Source organism: Paenibacillus monticola (assembly GCF_009664975.1).
GTDB lineage: Bacteria > Bacillota > Bacilli > Paenibacillales > Paenibacillaceae > Paenibacillus_AQ > Paenibacillus_AQ monticola.
The window spans coordinates 65,165-84,096 of sequence record NZ_WJXB01000010.1; the positions used below are offsets into that span (position 1 = coordinate 65,165).

Annotated in this window: 14 protein-coding genes; all 14 read right to left on the reverse strand. The window is 48.4% G+C overall.

Annotated elements, in window-relative coordinates; genetic code table 11:
- Positions 1-34: 34 nt before the first annotated feature.
- Complete coding sequence (gene sigE / locus GJB61_RS21895; protein ID WP_338116050.1) at positions 35-757, reverse strand: RNA polymerase sporulation sigma factor SigE; 723 nt, start codon at positions 755-757, stop codon at positions 35-37.
- A 72-nt stretch (positions 758-829) separates the two neighbouring features.
- Positions 830-1,780 carry a sigma-E processing peptidase SpoIIGA gene (spoIIGA, locus tag GJB61_RS21900; RefSeq protein WP_338116019.1) on the reverse strand — a complete coding sequence of 317 codons (951 nt, stop codon included), beginning with the start codon at positions 1,778-1,780 and terminating at the stop codon, positions 830-832.
- A gap of 284 nt (positions 1,781-2,064) precedes the next feature.
- The gene (gene ftsZ / locus GJB61_RS21905; RefSeq protein ID WP_154121166.1) at positions 2,065-3,177 is read right to left on the reverse strand and encodes a cell division protein FtsZ; all 1,113 of its coding nucleotides are present in this window, start codon (positions 3,175-3,177) and stop codon (positions 2,065-2,067) included.
- Between the two features lie 57 nt (positions 3,178-3,234).
- A complete protein-coding gene (gene ftsA / locus GJB61_RS21910; RefSeq protein ID WP_154121167.1) occupies positions 3,235-4,497 on the reverse strand; it encodes a cell division protein FtsA in 1,263 nt (420 codons plus the stop codon).
- A 334-nt stretch (positions 4,498-4,831) separates the two neighbouring features.
- Positions 4,832-5,587, reverse strand: a complete 756-nt coding sequence (locus GJB61_RS21915) for a cell division protein FtsQ/DivIB (RefSeq protein ID WP_154121168.1) — start codon at positions 5,585-5,587, stop codon at positions 4,832-4,834.
- A 64-nt stretch (positions 5,588-5,651) separates the two neighbouring features.
- Positions 5,652-6,935, reverse strand: coding sequence for a UDP-N-acetylglucosamine 1-carboxyvinyltransferase (gene murA / locus GJB61_RS21920; RefSeq protein ID WP_154121169.1), 1,284 nt, complete (start codon positions 6,933-6,935; stop codon positions 5,652-5,654).
- 155 nt (positions 6,936-7,090) lie between these two features.
- Positions 7,091-8,212, reverse strand: coding sequence for an undecaprenyldiphospho-muramoylpentapeptide beta-N-acetylglucosaminyltransferase (gene murG, locus GJB61_RS21925; protein WP_154121170.1), 1,122 nt, complete (start codon positions 8,210-8,212; stop codon positions 7,091-7,093).
- Between the two features lie 5 nt (positions 8,213-8,217).
- A complete protein-coding gene (gene spoVE, locus GJB61_RS21930; protein WP_154121171.1) occupies positions 8,218-9,315 on the reverse strand; it encodes a stage V sporulation protein E in 1,098 nt (365 codons plus the stop codon).
- Positions 9,316-9,364: 49 nt separating this feature from the next.
- Positions 9,365-10,786 (reverse strand): UDP-N-acetylmuramoyl-L-alanine--D-glutamate ligase, encoded by a 1,422-nt coding sequence (gene murD, locus GJB61_RS21935; RefSeq protein WP_154121172.1) that lies wholly within the window; start codon positions 10,784-10,786, stop codon positions 9,365-9,367.
- Positions 10,787-10,789: 3 nt separating this feature from the next.
- Positions 10,790-11,755, reverse strand: a complete 966-nt coding sequence (gene mraY / locus GJB61_RS21940) for a phospho-N-acetylmuramoyl-pentapeptide-transferase (RefSeq protein ID WP_154121173.1) — start codon at positions 11,753-11,755, stop codon at positions 10,790-10,792.
- 22 nt (positions 11,756-11,777) lie between these two features.
- Positions 11,778-13,181, reverse strand: coding sequence for a UDP-N-acetylmuramoyl-tripeptide--D-alanyl-D-alanine ligase (locus tag GJB61_RS21945; protein WP_338116051.1), 1,404 nt, complete (start codon positions 13,179-13,181; stop codon positions 11,778-11,780).
- On the reverse strand, positions 13,181-14,668 hold the full coding sequence (locus GJB61_RS21950) for a UDP-N-acetylmuramoyl-L-alanyl-D-glutamate--2,6-diaminopimelate ligase (protein ID WP_154121175.1): 1,488 nt from the start codon (positions 14,666-14,668) through the stop codon (positions 13,181-13,183). The genes GJB61_RS21945 and GJB61_RS21950 overlap by 1 nt, the downstream gene beginning before the upstream one ends.
- A 20-nt stretch (positions 14,669-14,688) precedes the next feature.
- A complete protein-coding gene (locus tag GJB61_RS21955) occupies positions 14,689-16,614 on the reverse strand; it encodes a stage V sporulation protein D (protein WP_154121176.1) in 1,926 nt (641 codons plus the stop codon).
- Between the two features lie 97 nt (positions 16,615-16,711).
- Entirely contained in the window at positions 16,712-18,928 is a 2,217-nt protein-coding gene (locus GJB61_RS21960; RefSeq protein WP_154121177.1) for a penicillin-binding transpeptidase domain-containing protein, read from the reverse strand.
- Positions 18,929-18,932 lie beyond the last annotated feature (4 nt).

Consider the following 18,932-nt stretch of genomic DNA (forward strand, 5'->3'; position numbering starts at 1 on the left):
CCGGGTGGCCATTTTATTCCTCGAACATTTCGACTTACACCATCTTGTTGAACTCCTTGCGCAGCCGCTTGATAATTCTTTTCTCCAGACGCGAAATATAGGATTGGGATATACCGAGCAGATCCGCAACATCCTTTTGTGTCTTTTCCTCGCCCCCACGCAGCCCGAACCGCAGCTCCATAATGAGTCTTTCCCGCTCACTCAGCTTCTCAAGCGCTTTCTGCAGCAGCTTGCGGTCCACCTGTTCCTCAATGTTGCGGTAAATCGTGTCATTCTCTGTTCCCAGAACATCTGAGAGCAATAATTCATTGCCATCCCAATCGATATTAAGCGGTTCATCAAAAGAAACCTCGCTCCGCGTCTTGCTATTGCGCCGCAGATACATCAAGATTTCATTCTCGATGCAGCGTGAAGCATAAGTGGCCAGCTTGATTTTTTTCTCAGGATCAAACGTGTTGACCGCCTTAATCAAACCGATCGCACCAATGGAGACAAGATCTTCAATATTGATGCCGGTATTCTCAAATTTGCGGGCAATGTATACTACCAGCCGCAGATTACGTTCAATCAGCATAGCCCTGACAGCCGCATCACCGCTAGACAACCGCTGGAGCAGGTATTCCTCCTCTTCTCGTGTCAACGGCGGTGGCAGAGCCTCACTCCCGCCTATATAGTAGATTTCCTGGCTCTTCAGCCCCAGCAAAAATAGCATACGGTAATATTGCAGCTGCAGTACTATTTTCCATTTGACCATTATTGTTCCTCCTCCAAGAAGTGCACGGTTCGTCGTGTGTGAAGTTTCCATTCCCGCTTTCAGCGACAGGCCCATTTAGGAAGGCAGCGCTTCGACGCTATTCTTTAGGGCCAGATCAGGATGTATGACCGCCCGGTACGCACCGTCTCCCGACAGTGTCCCGCCATCCAGCCCGATAAGCACCCTTTTATTATAAAAGGTATCTTCACCAAGCTTTATCACCACAAGGTCAGGCTTCAGTGCGAGCATAAAGGATGCTCCACGGTTAATCCCCCTATAGGGCACAAGCCGAATCCTGTCCTGCCAAGCAAAAGACTGCCCGTCCGTTTCCAGCAAAAGTCTGTCCGCTCCATCCTGAGTGAGTCTCCCTTTCCAGGAAGCAGGAAGATACCCCTCCCAAATAGATGCCTCCATGACCATTACCGGAATACGGGTCAAAGGATCACAAAGTCGGTTGCCTGTATCCAGCAGTCCTGGGCAGGAAACGGTTACTCCGTCGATTTCTACGATCACCTCACCGATGTAGGATTCAAGCTGTTCCCTTCTGATCCGTGAGGAATGCACTGCTCTGAAGCAGACCAACACAAGGGGAATCATTACAAGGACAAACCCAAAGCCGATTTGCAATCGGTAGGCATGCCCCCCGGAAGCTGTGAACATTATGCCATTCCAAATATCCCCCGAGCTCTGCAGCAAATAGTGAATGCCCAATATACCGCCTGCCGCCGCAAAATTGATAATATAGAAAGCTCCAAGCGAACGAAGATAGCTTTGCAGACTTGTAAAACCAAAGGCAATCCACAGCATAAAGAGCGACAAACCGAACTTGATGAGGAAGGTGTACAGGAAAGACAGCTCCGGTACGAACATCATTACTACATAAAGAGCACCGACCAAGGCCGAGAGGGCCAGCCGCCACCAGGACATCTTGAGCTTGACCAGCCAGCCTGTCAGCCATAACAATATTCCGTCGATCAGCAAATTGGCGGCGAAAATCAAGTCAATATAAACAACCAGGACATTCACCTGCCTATAACCGTGAAATCTATCCCGAAGTCAAGAACGGATCAGGCTCTCTTTTTTGGACGATAAGATTAGTATAGAAAGTCTCACATTCAAAGTCTGTCTAAACTTGGGAGGCATTCCTGCGTTTTTTTTGTCGAGTTATAGCGGGGAAGAGTTAAACATAAATATAAGGATAAGTTATGGTATGAAATCTATAAATTCTTATCAACGCAAAAAAAGGGTATCTCAGCAGCCATCTAAATGGCTGCTGAGATACCCTTCCGTTAAATAAGAGTTAAGTTTTATTAATCGTTATTACCGCGTGTACGGTTACGTAGGAACGTCGGTATGTCCAACTGATCAGAGGTTGTCTGATTGCCGAACGGGCGCAAGTTGGCATTCTTATCGGCGGCTGGTTCATTTGCATTAGCAGCCGGGCGACGAGGTGGGGCTGTCGGAGAAGGTTTATGTTCAAAGCCGGTCGCAATAACCGTGACTTTAATTTCATCCTTCATGCTATCATCAATGATAGCACCAAAAATCATATTTACATCCGGATCAGAAGCTGAGGTAACGATCTCAGCAGCTTCATTGACCTCATACAACGAGAGATTCGAACCCCCTGTAATATTCATGATCACGCCGCGAGCACCCTCAATTGAGGTTTCTAAGAGTGGACTCATAATAGCTTTACGCGCTGCTTCCGAAGCTCGGTTCTCCCCGGCAGCAACTCCGATACCCATTAGCGCTGATCCGCGTTCGGTCATAATCGTCTTCACATCTGCAAAGTCAAGGTTGATCAATCCCGGAACGGCGATCAGATCTGATATCCCTTGTACCGCCTGACGAAGCACATTATCCGCTTCACGGAATGCTTCGAGCATCGGTGTTTTCTTGTCGACGATTTCGAGCAAACGATCGTTCGGAATAACGATTAAGGTATCTACCTTTTCTTTCAAAGCTTCGATTCCAATCTCTGCTTGATTGGAACGCTTTCTACCTTCGAAGGTAAATGGACGAGTGACAACGCCCACAGTCAAGGCTCCACATTCTCTGGCTATTTCAGCGATGACAGGTGCAGCACCTGTACCCGTGCCCCCGCCCATTCCTGCGGTAACAAAAACCATATCAGCACCCTTGAGGGTATTCGAAATCAAGTCACGGGATTCCTCAGCCGCTTTCTTGCCGACTTCAGGATTAGCGCCTGCACCCAATCCTCGGGTCAACTTGTCCCCGATTTGTAGCTTATGCTCAGATCTGGCCATATGCAACGCTTGGGCATCTGTATTAACTGTGATAAATTCCACACCTTGAACGCCATTTTCAATCATCCGGTTGACTGCATTGCTGCCGCCGCCGCCCACACCGATGACTTTAATTTGCGCCAAGCTTTCCATTTCAAAATCAAATTCTAACATATGATCCCTCTCCCCCTATGTGCTTGGATGCCCGGTCCAAGTATTCTGAACTTACAATTATATGAACTCGCTGAACATATTCTTTAGACGTTCTACCAAACCGGATTTGCGAACCGCGTCCTGTTTGGGTGCGGCGTTCTGTTTGCTTCTACTAACCGTCTTCTTATTACTGCTTCCGCCATTGCTTCGTCCACGTAATCTGCGAACAACATTATGCAGGATACCTACACCACCGGTAAATCCGGGGTCTCGTACACCTATATAATCAGGCACAGCAATACGTACAGATGCAGATAGCTCTGTCTGGGCTGCCTTTAATACGCCAGGCATGGATACAGTACCACCCGTTAATATATAACCTCCAGGAAGCTCACTATAACCAAGACGTTTCACTTCCTGATGAATCAGATGGAATATTTCCTGAACCCTCGGCTCAATAATAGCCGCAAGATCCTCTTGATTAAACTCTTTCTCCACATTGCTGCCGATACGCAGTACTTTGAACACCACATCCGAGGCTGCATCGTCAATCCAAGCACAGCCATATTTCAGCTTTACCTTCTCTGCCTGGTCGGTAAGTGTTCTGAGTCCATAAGCAATATCATTAGTAACAAATTCTCCGCCGATCGGAATCGTGGAGGTTGCACAAAGAGAACCCTCTGAATATACAGCTATTGTCGTTAAACCAGCACCGATATCTACCAGTACAGCGCCCATTGACTTCTCGTCTTTGGAAAGCGCTAATCCACCCGCTCCAAGAGACATCAGCACAAGATCCTTAACTTTCAGTCCTGATTTCTCTACACAGCGCAGCAAATTATGTATTGGTGTCTTGGCTCCGGTAATAATGGTTGCTTCGACTTCCAGACGAACGCCGATCATCCCGCGCGGGTCCTGGATACCTTCAAGGCCATCGACGATATATTGTTTAGCAACAACATCGATCACTTCGCGCTCAGGAGGCAATGCAATAACCTCCGCAGCCTTCATTACGCGTTCGATATCATCTTCGCCGATTTCACGATCCTCATTCTGAACGGCCACTACACCGTGGCTGGATTGCAGGCCGATATGATTGCCAGAAATACCAACATAGACCTCGGATATTTGAATACCGACCATTTGCTCTGCATGTTCTACAGCGCTTCTGATCGATTGCACAGTCTGATCGATATCTACAATCGCACCTTTGCGTATTCCTTCCGAATCAGCAGATCCAACGCCAATAATATTAAAGGTTCCATTGGTAACTTCCCCAATAATTGCCCGAACTTTGGATGTACCGATGTCCAAACTAACAATGATGTCATTGTTGCTCAAGTCCTATGGCACCTCCTGTTATTATCATAATAATTTGTAAAGCCATTTTCCCAGTCCAGGAAAACATATCTCTGTACATATTCAACATACCTAATCCTTTCCCTCTTTTTTCTACAAATTTTTTGAATGGAATAATATAACAACACTCCAATTGTAAATGAATTCTGCTCAATTTCTGAAAGAAAACCATTCACTGCATAAATATAAGCAAAATAGAGGAATTCCATCCATAATTAGGCTCGAATTTCAAAAAATCCGGAGAAAAAAGAGGGATGCAGCTTATTGCCCATAAACCAGATTGTAGCATTTTTTCCGAAGTATTAGTAGGGACTATTTACTCTTGTATGTCCTCTTTATCCTCAATTATCGGCTGAAAAGGCACGTAGGAATCCGCTTCAAGCATCTTGATCAATCCCGGTTGCTCCGTCTCAATCACCTGATTCAAATATTCAACCTTATCCTTGAGTAGTGAAATAGCTGTAATGACCTCGAAACGCGATCTTGTATACAGTTTGATACGGTCCGGAAAAGACAGCGTAGGTGATGGAACAATTTCGGATATATCACTTGTCAGTTGGTTAGGAATACTGGCCAGCGCCTGACACAGTTTCGCCTTATACGGGTCTGAGGCATCCCAGTTCGTAAGTATAGGCTTCTCTACTGCTATACCCGTCTCGTTAATCGGAACCGCTGCTCCGCTGGACAAAATCGCCTTCAAGCTTCCTACCTCGTCCAACTCGTAAGCAACTGCAGGATACTCCTCGATACGAACCGATATCACACCGGGGAAATTCTTCTCTACCGTTGCCTTTTGAATGGTCTTAAGCTCTTTCAGAGAATCCTCGACTGAATTCGTGGAGACAGCAAAGAATTGTCCACCAATCTTAAGCTTGCTCTGGGACAATAATTCCTCACGTGAGGAATACTGGCTTCCCTGAAAATTGATTTCCGTAATCCGGCTCACAGACGATCTGAAAAAAATCACAGCAAGAAGCGCAGTGAACAGCAGCAGCAGGATTGCCGTAATTTTACGACTCATTTTTTTCTTAGGCTTGTCCTCTTTAAGAAGAGGTAAACGGGTTGTAGGCATTCTCTTATCTCCGTGGTAAGACCCTGTCTCCTTCTGCTATTGAACTAAAAGGAGACAGGGAGCTTTAATTGGCCAAATCTAACGGACCCATTACGGGTACCTTCCGACTGATGTGTGCGCCGAGCTTCTGAAACAGCTTCTCGATACCTTCATATCCACGATCAATATGATGCGCCTGCTCCACGACCGTCGTTCCCTGGGCAGCGAGTCCAGCAATCACTAACGCCGCTCCAGCCCGTAAATCAGTAGCTTCGACCGTAGCACCATAAAGTCTTTGTACGCCGCGAATGAACGCACGGTTCAGATCAATGGAGATATCCGCACCCATCCGGGCCATCTCCTCCACATGCTTGAAGCGTCCCTCGAATACCGTCTCCTTGATTACACTAAATCCATCGGCCAGCGACAGTAATACCATAACCTGAGATTGCAAATCTGTGGGAAACGAGGGGTACGGAGAGGTAACAATTCTCTCGACTGCACGAGGACGTCCCATACAGCTGATATTAATTATATCATTGCATACTGTAATTTGAACACCTGCGCGCCTCAGCACATGAATGAGGGAAGTCAAATGTCCGGCATTGGTGTGTGTCAAAGTCACATTACCTCGCGTTGCCGCGGCAGCGATCATCACTGTTCCGGCCACAATCCGGTCAGGTATCACCTCGTATGTGCAAGGATAAAGTTTCTTCACACCTTGAATCGTAATCGTATCGGTACCTGCCCCGATAATCTGAGCACCCATTTTATTCAAAAAATTCTGCAAATCCTGGATCTCCGGTTCTCTGGCCGCACCCGATATCGTTGTACAACCTTCAGCCATGGCCGCAGCCATCATGATATTTTCCGTCGCGCCTACACTCGGGTAGTCTAAATGAATATCACAACCCAACAGTTTAGCAGCGCGACAGGAAATCCGACCGTTACTCTCCTGGATCTCTGCTCCGAGCGCCTGCAGGCCCTGCAAATGAAGATCAATTTTGCGTTCACCGATTGCACAGCCTCCTGGCTGATAAATCGTTACCTCGCCAAATCTGGATAACAACGGTCCCATCAGAAAAATAGAGGATCTCATCTGTCGCATCAGATCCTCAGGAACATGAGAAGTACCCACAGATGACGTATCTATCGTCACCGTTTCCTCTTCATGCGCGCTTGTACAACCCAAACGACCCAAAATATCCAGCATGGTCTCGATGTCCAGCAGCTTCGGCACATTGTGCAGTGAGTGAACTCCTTCGGCCAGCAGACTTGCCGCTAGAATTGGCAACGCCGCATTTTTTGCTCCATGGATACGTATGGTGCCTGACAAGGGACTTCCACCCTCAATCACCAATTTGTCCAATGTATCACCTCCGAGATTACCGCTCACCCACCACGAACACTTCTTAGTGCGATCTGGGTGATTGTCACGATTATAGGATTATCCTATGTTCGTTCCCTCGGGTGTGTGACAGCAGCTACCAATAGGACGAGTAGACGAGGTGCAACACAGCTGACTTATGAATTCTTTGTCTTCTTCCCTGCAAGCCTCCGCAGCTCATGTACAACCACTGCAGCCGAATCCCTTTTGCCAAGACTTAGGGAAGCCACTGACATTTTACGGTGCACGGCTTCTACTCCAATGATCTGTTGAATGGCTTCAAACATGGCTTGCCCTGTCAAATCCTTCTCCAGCAGCACTACAGCAGCACCACTGCGTTCCAGCTGTCTTGCGTTCACTTCCTGGTGATTGTTCGTCACATTAGGGGAAGGAATGAGCACGGAAGGGATACCTAAAGCTGTAATCTCAGCGAGAAAGGAAGCACCCGCCCGGTTCACGATCAGAGAAGTACAAGCCAGGACCTCCGGCATATTATGAATATAGGGTAGAACATGAATCCAATTCGGAAGTTCACCCAGCGTTTGACTCACTTCCTTGCGAGTGGCTTCGAAATAAGCATCGCCCGTTACATAAACATAATGAACTCCTTTACCCTTACCCAAAAAAGGAACCATCTCAATCATCGCGTTATTGATAGCCTTCGCTCCACCGCTGCCGCCGACGATCAGCACAATAGTGCTGCCTTCTGGTATCCCTAATGAAGCAAATCCCTTTTGTGGACTTGCTGTAGCTACGGTAGTAGCGCGAGGGTTACCGGTATAAATGACATGTTTACAAGCCGGAAAAGCGGACTCCATTCCTTCAAAGCTCACAGCCACTGTATCTGCGTACCGGCTGAGAAAGCGATTCGTCAAGCCTGGAACTGCATTCTGCTCATGGATCAAGGTTGGAATGCCCAGACGTGAGGCTGCGTAGACAACTGGACCGCATACATATCCACCCGTACCGATAACAACATCGGGTTTGAACTCTTTTAACATTATTTTTGAAGCCTTAACTCCTTTTAGGAAACGCATCACCGTCTTCACATTGTCCATGGACAGCTTCCGCCGAAAGCCGGTAATGTCGATAGACTTGAACGGGAGATTCTCCTGGGGAACAAGCTTGCTCTCAAGCCCACGTGATCCTCCAATGTACAGAAAGGCTGTGTCACCCTCTTCGGCTTCCAACTGTCTAGCTACGGCTACCGCAGGATAAATATGTCCACCCGTGCCTCCACCGCTTAATACTATACGCATCTCTTTCACCTCGCATAACGGGATAAGTTCAATAGAATGCCGAGCGCCGTGAGCATCAGGGTCAGCGATGAGCCCCCATAGCTGATCAGAGGCAGCGTAATGCCAGTAACCGGCATCAGACCGATAACAACGCCTATATTGATAATGACTTGAACAGCCACCATACAGACGATGCCTACGGCCAGATAGCTTCCAAACCGGTCAGGCAGGCTCATCGCTACCTTCATCCCACGCCAGATCAGGATCAGAAATAGGATCAGCACCGCTAATCCACCGATAAACCCCAGCTCCTCGGCCAATATGGAAAAAATAAAATCAGTCTGCGGCTCGGGTACATAACTGTACTTTTGCCGGCTCATACCCAGTCCCAGGCCGCCGAGACCACCCGGGCCGATTGCATATAAGGATTGAATAATCTGATAGCCTGCGCCAAGCGGGTCCGACCAGGGATCAAGAAAAGCTGTAATCCGCTGCAAACGATAAGGTGCTGCCGCAATCAGCGCAGCGAAGCCAGCGATGCCCGCTACAGCAAGCGAGAGCAGATGCTTCATGCTGGCCCCTGCCGTAAAGATCATCATCAAAGCAGCGCCAAACATAACGGTGCCCGTGCCTAGATCCGGTTGGAGCATGATCAGCGCAAAAGCAGAACCTATTAACGCTAGGGGAGGAAGCAACCCGCGAGTGAAGGAGGAAATATCATAATCCTCACGCCCCAGCCAATTAGCCAGGAAGAGGATCATCCCCATCTTCATGAACTCGGAAGGCTGAATTCCGAAGGAGCTGATCCCAAGCCAGCTGCGCGCACCTCCGCGCACGACACCAATGCCCGGAATGAGCACCATAACAAGCAGAATGAAGCAGACCATCAGCGCTGGCTTCGCCAGAACCTTCAGGCGTCGGTATTCGGTGTTCGCGGTGATGAACATCGCGATCAATCCCAGACCGGCAAATAAAAGCTGTCTTTTCACAAAATAAAACGAATCTCCATAATTGCGGAAGCCCAGAACGGACCCGGCGCTGTATACCATCACCATCCCAATAGTCAGCAAAGATAGAATAGGAATCAGCAGCCAAATATCGGGCGCATGACGAGATTTGTTCATCAGGAGCACACCTCTTGCATCCGTAGTAGGGGCTTATCCACCCCCCTACTTAAAGGTTATGCACCGCCTCTTTAAAAATACGCCCGCGCTCCTCATAGGATGTAAACATATCCCAACTGGCACAGGCAGGAGACAGGAGAACAACGTCTCCCGCTTCCGCCAAAGCGGAAGCCTCCCGCACAGCCTGCTGCAGCACGGCGGCGGCGCTTTCCCCAGTATCGACGGAGATAATATGCTTTAATCCTGCAAGCGTTGCTACCTTGATAAGCTTGTCCTTTGTCTGTCCCATCGCCACCAGGGCTTTGACGTGCCCGCTCAGGACAGGCAGCAGCTCCATATAATCGGAGCCACGGTCCAATCCACCGGCAATCAGCACAACCGGCTGACGAAATGAAGTCAGCGCCATCGTAGTCGCTTTGGAGTTGGTGGCTTTGGAATTGTTGAAATAAGCGGCTCCACCCTTATCGGCTACATACTCCAGACGATGCTCCACACCGCGGAAAGAAGACAATGATTCTGCCAGCAGCGCAGGATCTGCTCCGGCGGCAATAGCAACTCCACAGGCCGCCAGTGCATTCTCAATATTAAAGCGGCCGGGAAGGCCAATGGAATCTACAGCTGCAATTACAGTTTCTCCTTCTGCATAATCACGGTAGATAATCTCACGTTTCAGGTCGTCATCTGTATCCGGTACAAAGGAAGGACGGACAAAGACACCCTGAACCAGCTCCTCGGTCATCGAGAAGGGCAGAATGTTTGCTTTTACATAGGGTACAAGCTCCCGGCAAAAAGGATCATCCCAGTTTAGTACAGCCGTATCAGTTGCTGTTTGATTGGCGAACAGTTTTGCTTTGGAAGCAACATAATCCTGCATATCCCCATGATAATCAAGATGCGTCTCAGCGACATTTAGCAGACAGGCTACCTTGGGACGGAACGTCTCCGTCCCTTTGAGCTGGAAGCTGCTAAGCTCGACGACCATCCAATTGTCCTCCGAGGCCTCCTGTGCGGCCTGACAGAGCGGCGTACCGATGTTCCCGGCTACTATTGGCTTCATACCCACAGCGTCCAGCATACGGCCTACCCAGGTCGTTGTAGTCGTTTTGCCATTGGAGCCGGTAATGCCGATCATCGGCGCAGCGCAAAGACGGTAAGCCACCTCAACCTCTGTTACCACCTCAATTCCAAGCTTAAGGGCATCTTGGACAGGAGGTACGGAATAAGGAATACCCGGATTCTTAACCACAAGTTTTACACCTTCATGGATTAATCCAGCGGGATGCCCTCCACATATAACAGAAATTCCCAAAGATTCCAGTTCGGAAGCTTCGGGACTTTGTTCTCTTTCCTTTTTATCATTAACCGTAACTATGGCGCCGCGTTCGTGCAGCACCTTAGCGACCTGGACTCCACTCTTGGCAAGCCCCAGAACAACAACCTCTTCACCACGATACATATCTGGATGTTTCATTCTCTACAACCCCTTGCTGATATAAAGTCCAACGGCCGCCAGCACCAAGCTAACCGCCCAGAATGACACGACAACCCGCCACTCCGACCAACCGCCGAGTTCAAAATGGTGGTGAATCGGGCTCATTCTAAATATACGCTTACCGCGAGTCTTAAAGGAGGCTACCTGCAACACGACAGACAGCATCTCAATCACAAACACGCCTCCGATGATCACAAAAAGCAATTCACTCTTAGTCACAATGGCTATGGCTCCGATTGCACCGCCAATACCGAATGAACCTGTATCGCCCATGAATACCTTGGCTGGATAGGCATTGAATACCAAGAAGCCAAGTACAGCCCCGATCATTGCCGCAGCGCATACACCAGCAGCAATAGAGGTTGCTTGCATCGCTACCACCGCATAAGCGGCTAAGGCAATCGCACTTGTACCGGACAACAATCCATCTACTCCATCGGTAAAATTAACCGCATTTGTGATAGCCATCATCATCACGATAATAAATGGATAATAGAACCAACCACCCCAATCAAAACTCATTGCTGTGCCCGGGATACTAATATTTGTACTATGCCCGGCAGAGATTAGAAGGCCGCACATTACGGCTCCAACCAGCAATTGGCCGAACAGCTTCTGCCTCGCTGTAAGCCCCAAAGAACGTTTGAACACGATTTTGATGTAATCATCCAGAAATCCGATCAATCCATAGCCCAGTGTAGCAACTAAAAGGACATAAAAATCGGTATTCACTACAGAAAATTTCAGATAAGACAATGTGAAAGCCACAATGATCACGATCCCGCCCATTGTAGGCGTTCCCGCCTTCTTCAAATGGGTTTGAGGTCCGTCTTCACGGACCTGCTGTCCGAATTTCATCCTGCGCAGAAGCGGAATGAAGAGCGGAGCGGCAATGACCGCAAGGATAAAGGATACAGCAATAGTCAGTAGAAGTAGTTGATAATCCATGGGTTCACCCCCTCCATTATTTTCAAGTCTGATAATGAGTATTGAGATTGTTCAGGACTTCCTCCAGCTTCATCCCTCTGGATGCTTTGAACAGGACGATATCCTTGGGTTTGCATATGTTCAGCAGGAGAGTAGTCAGGGCAGCTTTGTCGGTAAAAGAAAACACTCGCTCTTTGCCGAATCGTTGCTTTGCGGTGGCAGCAATATTGCTGGCCAGTGTCCCGTAAGTAAAAACAAGATCAATCTCGGCAGGATCGAGATAGTGACCGATTCCTTGATGAAACTGAACTTCCTCCGGCCCGAGTTCCAGCATGTCCCCCAGTACAGCAATTTTGCTGCCGCTGCATTTCATGGACTGCAATACATCTATTGCAGCTTTCATCGAGGTGGGACTGGCATTATAAGCATCATTCAGAAGCGTTAGCCCGGAAGCTGTCTGCATAACCTCAATCCGCATACCGGTCAACTTGAGTGTACTTAGACCCACTTCAATGCTCTCCTCCGCAACCCCGAATTGACGGGCAACAGCCAGTGCAGCCAAACCATTAATTACGTTATGTCGGCCTGGCAATGGCAATGTAAAAGCATGCTCCTCATACAGATGTGACGTAAAGGTCATTCCTCCGCTATGAGACATCATTCCTGTTGGATAATCGTCGTTATCCGCATTTAGTCCAAAGCGAAAGGTCTGCATTCCCTCTGGCGCACGGAAGGAAGGCTCCAGCATGATCTCCGCCAACAGCGGTTCATCGCCATTGTAGATCAGCAGCCCTCCCGGCTTCAATCCTTCGGCGATTTCCAGTTTGGCGCGGGCAATTTCCTCGCGGGACCCAAGCTGCAATAGATGTGACTCGCCTACATTGGTAATTACAGCAACATCAGGCGGGGCCAAGGAAGCCAAGAGAGCAATTTCTCCCCGCGAGCTCATGCCCATTTCCAGTACGATAATTTCCGTATCCTCAGCCATAGCTAGTATCGTAAGCGGCAGACCAATATGATTGTTGAAATTCCCTTGTGTTTTGTGGACCACATATTGTCCTTGGAGTAGAGCTGTAACGATATCCTTGGTTGTCGTTTTGCCGTTGCTGCCCGTAATTGCGACAACATGTGGCGCGATTTCATTCAAATAAGCAGCGGACAGCTGCTGAAGTGCTGTCAGCGTATCTTCCACCACAATGACAGTGCCCTCTGGTGCGGGTCCCTTATTCCGTTGCCACAATGTACTGGCAGCTCCTGCAGCAAGAGCTGCAGCACTGTAATGATGGCCGTCAAAATTGTCCCCGGCTAGTGGAACAAACAAACAGGCGGGCGTAATCTTACGAGAGTCGGTAACGACTCCAGCAATCTTTGTATCTACAGCTCCGGCTTCGGAAGCAAGAAGTTCGCCCCCGCACATGGCAGCAATATTCCCCAGTGTTCTTGTAATCAATAGCTTCGGCCCCTTATAACTTCTTTAGCGACGACGCGGTCATCGAAATCATGAACCACTCCGCCAATCAGTTGATAGGTCTCATGACCCTTCCCCGCAATCAATACTACATCGCCGGGGCTTGCCATTTCAATAGCTTTCCTGATCGCTTCCCGCCGGTCAGCAATCAATTCATACTGATCATGGGATACGCCATCTTCTTCTAATCCGGCTTCGATATCCCGCAAAATGAGCAGAGGATCTTCGGTGCGAGGATTATCGGAGGTTACAAATACCAAACTGCTGTATTTTGCAGCAATTTTACCCATCAATGGCCGTTTTGTGCGGTCACGGTCTCCGCCACAGCCAAATACGGTAAGCACTCTGCCGACAGCAAACTCGCAAACCGTTCTCAGCACGTTCTCCAATCCGTCCGGCGTATGGGCGTAGTCTACGATGACTGCAAATTCCTGACCGGCATCCACTGACTCCACCCGTCCTGATACACCAGCAACCGATTCTAAACTGGTTTTGATATCGGCGAGCGACACATCCTCCAATAGCGCAGCAGTTATTGCGGCTAGCGCGTTATACACGTTGAACTTACCAACCATACGCAATGAAATGTCTGCTTCTCCTTTAAACGTACGGACATGGAAGAATGTTCCTTTTGCCGAAATCGATATTTGCGAGGCCCGGACATTGGCATCACTATCAATGCCGTATGTAATGACTTCAGCTGCCGTCTGGGTCGCAAAATAGGCACTGGCCTCATCATCCGCATTAAGCACTGCATACTTGCGTTCTTCTTTCCAAGGAGAGATCACATTGCCCAGTTGAGAGAAGAATAGCCCTTTAACAGCACGATACTCCTCCATTGTATGATGATAATCCAAATGATCCTGGGATAGATTCGTAAATATTGCCGTGCGGAAATCAGTCCCTTTCACCCGTCCTTGTTGAATGGCGTGCGAGGAAACCTCCATCACACAGCACTGTACCCCTTTAGCAGCCATATCATGGAGTGAACGCTGCAGCTCTAGCGATTCCGGTGTTGTACCGGATGTAGGATAGTTCTGCCCGTCATAGCGCATTTCAATGGTGCCGATCAACCCTGTCTTTATATTCTGGTCTTGCATAATCTGTTCAATCAGATAAGTTGTTGTTGTTTTGCCGTTCGTACCTGTAACCCCAATCATTCTCATCTTGCTGCTTGGGGATCCAAAAAAGGCGTTTGACATAACGGACATGGCAAACCGGCTGTCATCCACCACTATCTGAGGCAAAGTGGTCTCCAGCTTACGCTCACATACAATGGCAACAGCTCCGCTAGCGGCAGCCTGCGTTACATACTGGTGTCCGTCTACGGTGTGGCCTGGCAAACAGATAAATAGATCGCCCGGTTTTACTCGGCGGGAATCCGCCTGAAGATCAGTAATCTCTACGTCTCCATCTCCATACAGCTGCGCAGCTGCAAGACAAGCAGACAATTCGTTAACTTTCATAGTAATCCCTCACTCTGCTATTATTCGCTCGTTGCTCCCATATAAATCCTGATCGTTGAGCCTTGTTCCACTCTAGCCCCTGCTTTTGGTGCCTGATTGATGACTGTAGTCCCCGAGCCTGAGCGGGCGAGGTTAAAATTCATATTCATATCCTCATAAATATCTTGTACTGTAGCTCCGGTAAGATCCGGAACAGTGACAATCGGTGTTTCGCCGTACTTGTACGTTTTGGGGAGTTGATCGCTGCGCTCAGGCACCTTCAAGACATGCAAGGAGTCCTCCAGAATGTTCTGCACGATTGGAGCAGCTACTACACCCCCAAACTGAATGCCTTTCGGGTTATCAACTGCCGTATATACAATAATTTGCGGATCATCTGCAGGCGCAAAGCCCACAAAGGAAACAATATGCTCCGTTGGAGAATACCGGCCGTTAATTACTTTCTGTGCAGTACCTGTCTTGCCACCCACACGATAGCCATCGATAAAAGCTGGCCGGCCTGTGCCTTTGGCAACTACGCTCTCAAGTGCTGCACGCACCTTCTTGGAGGTTTCCTCCGAAATCACCTCACGGACAAGTTCGGGCTGCACCTCCGATACCGTCTCACCAGTATCGGGATTAATCCAGGCTTTAGCCACATGAGGCTTGTAAAGCTTGCCGCCATTAATGGCCGCAGACACCGCTGCAATCTGCTGAATTGGCGTAACCGAGACCCCTTGACCAAATGCCGTAGTCGCCAATTCTACCGAACCCACCTGGGCTGGCTTAAACAATATACCGTTCGATTCACCATTTAGATCAATACCTGTCTTGGTACCGAAGCCGAAATTACGAATATATTTGAATAGTGAATCTTTACCCAGGCGCTGGCCCAAAGCTACAAACCCCGGGTTACAAGAATTCTCAACTACCTGTAGAAAAGTCTGGCTGCCATGGCCGCCACTTTTCCAGCAGCGCAGCTTCGCCCCGCCAACCTCTATATATCCAGGATCAAAAAAATGATCATTCTGTAAATCCACTTTGCCCTCCTGCAGCGCAGCAGCCAGTGTGATGATTTTGAATGTAGAACCTGGTTCGTAAGTCATCCAGATCGGCAAATTTCGGTTATACGTAGCAGCATCATATTCCTTATACTGACCTGGTTCATACCCCGGTCGGCTGGCCATGGCCAGAATCTCGCCATTCTTTGGATTCATGGCTATTGCCCAGCTGCCCTGAGCTTGATATTTTACCATAGCTTGATCCAGCTCGCGTTCCATAATCGACTGAATCTGTTTATCAATCGTCAATTCCAGACTCAAACCATCCTGTGGTGCGGAATACTTCTCGGCGGACCCGGGCATAATTCTGCCACCCGCATCAGATAAATAGGAAATATTGCCGCCTATCCCTTGGAGCAGCTTATCATAAATATTCTCGACACCCGTAATCCCTTGATTATCGATACCTGTAAAGCCTAAGATGTGTGCAGCAAGATCCCCGAAAGGATAATACCGTTTGTTATCCTCAGCCACAACGATGCCCGGCAGCTGCAAATCACGGACGCTCGCGGCAAGCTCCATCGTAATTTTGCGGCCGCCGGGCTGTAGCTTCACCGATGACTCCCTTTTGGACAGCAATGTTACCAACTTCTCCTCAGTCATACCGAGCAGCGGTGCTAATAGCTGTGCTGTCTTTTGCTTGTCCTTCACCTGCACAGGAACTGCATAAATCGTCGGTGAGCTGACATTGTAGGCCAGCGCAATTCCTGTCCGATCCAATATTTCACCGCGCTTGGCGGTAAAGGGAATATTGCGGCGCCACAAATCCTCTGCCTTAGCACTTAATTCCTGCCCTTGCGATAATTGAACATAAGCAAGGCGCACGACCAGTGAACCGAACAACACTGCTAGTCCCACCAATGTCCACAGCATTCTCCGCCGTGTTACAACCTTCGAAACTTTCATTCCGTTCTCCCCCGCTTTCGCCTGTCATAGACATGATCACTTACCTCATGACTATTCGGGACAAACAGGGCTTAGAACAAGCCTAAAGGTTGCTCACTTACTGTTCTGCAGTAACGTCAGTATCAGCAGGTGGTGCTACAGGAATATCTTCTCCGTATTCATTCAAAGGCTTCAGCTTCAGAGTGACAAGCGTCTTGCCGTCCTTCGTCCCCACAACCTGTTCAGTCACATAACCTTCGCCCTCTACCGTGATGCCAACTTTCAGCAGGCTCAAAATCTCCAAGGCATCACGCAGCGATTGTCCGCTTAAATTCGGAATGGTGGGCTTATTTCCCTGCTGGCTTAATAAATAGATACGCTGGCCTGAGGCAAGCGTCGACTTGGCTGCAGGATACTGGCTAACCACCGAAGCCCCTTCACCCACACTTTCAAAATCAAAACCTCCAGCCAGAAGCAACTCCTTAGCTTGTTTCATTGTTTTTCCAGTTAGATCAGGAGTGGTACGAAGTGCAGATGCCGTCGTCTTAGGCGCATCTTTACCACTTGCCTCAGTAGCCAGCTTTGGAACTCCCATATACTGAAGGGACTGGGATACGATCTCTTTGAAAACTGGAGCAGCTGCGGTCCCCCCGCCAACCTCCTCATTTGGTTCATCAATGATTACGATGACTGCAATCTTCGGATTATCTACCGGAGCATAACCAATAAAGGAGATCAACACTTTGGAATTCACATAATTCTTACCTTCCACTTTAACCGCTGTCCCTGTCTTACCAGCTACACGATACCCCTCAATGTAAGCATGGCGTCCTGTTCCGATAACTTGGTCAGCTACAACCTGTTCTAAATAGCCGCCCGTTTCCTTGGCGCTTGCCTCGGATATAACCTGGCGTACTACTACAGGTTTGGTAACTGTTGTTTTTCCGGTATTTGGATCTGAAATCTCTTTGACGACATGCGGCGTCATCAGCTTACCACCATTCGCAATAGCGGATACGGCAACCAACTGCTGGAGCGGGGTGACTAGCACCTTCCCGTGCCCATAAGCCAAGGTCGCATTTTCAATGGGGCGATTCTCGTCAGGATTAACTATTCCGCTCGTTTCCCCAGGAAGATCAATACCTGTCTTCTCGTTAAATCCAAAATCATTAATATACTTTAAAAGTTTCTCCTGACCTAGCATTTCATAACCCAGCTTAACAAAAGCAACGTTACTGGAACGCTTCACACCCTCAAGGAAGGAAATAGTACCCCAACCTGCACGTTTAATATCATGAAGTGGCGTCTTGTAGCCCTTAATCTTGATCTGTCCCGATAGAAATTTGGCATCCGGATTAAAGAGTTTCTCCTGTACGGTTGCGGCAAGCGTAACAATTTTGAAGGTAGAGCCCGGCTCGTAGGTAGATTTGATGGCATGATTGTAGAACCCGCCCTGATCCGTAGTATTCCAATATTCATTGGGATTAAAGGTAGGCATATTCGCCATCCCCAAAATTTCCATCGTGTTAGGATCAGCAGCAATAACGCTTATACTCGTTGGTTGATATTGGTCATAGGCTTTTTTCATAGCCTCTTCGATATAATACTGAATAGTACTATCTATCGTCAGCTTGAAATTGTTCCCATTGACTACCGGCTGATAAGAGTCTTGCGAATCAGGCAGCTTTATCCCTTGCCCATCGCTTTGATAAAAAAGCTTGCCGTCAGCCCCTTTAAGCTGGGTATCAAAATATTTCTCAAGTCCCATGATAGCTTTACCATCTCTGTCTGTGTAACCAAGGATTTGCGCCGCCAAAGTATTCTTCGGATAATACCTTTTCTGTTCTCTGACGAGCCCAATCCCAGTTTCCTGAATATCATGTTCTTTACCCAAAGCTTTGTAAAATGCAGTTACCTTATCGGCAAGCTCCTGATCAATCTTCCAACCTTCATTGCGAATTTCGCGATTCTTAAGGAACTTGCCTTTATCATCCTTGGCCTCGATTAATGTGCGCAGCTCATCTTCAGGTTTGTTCAGCAGGTCATGCAATCCCTTGATGACCTCTTCACCGATCCCTTGTTCATGAATGACTTCCGGATCTACAACAACAGTAAAGGCAGGGACATCACTGGCTAGAATATTCCCATTGCGGTCCGTAATAACACCGCGCTGTGCCTTGATATCAGAAGTATGCGCCCATTGCGCGGCCGCCTTTTTCTGCCAATCCTCACCATTCAGCACCTGAATCCAGAATACCCGACCGATCAAAACAAGAAAAAAGAGGGTGATACACCCTCCTATAAACAGCGTGCGAAGTTTTATTCTTTTTACCATAGGG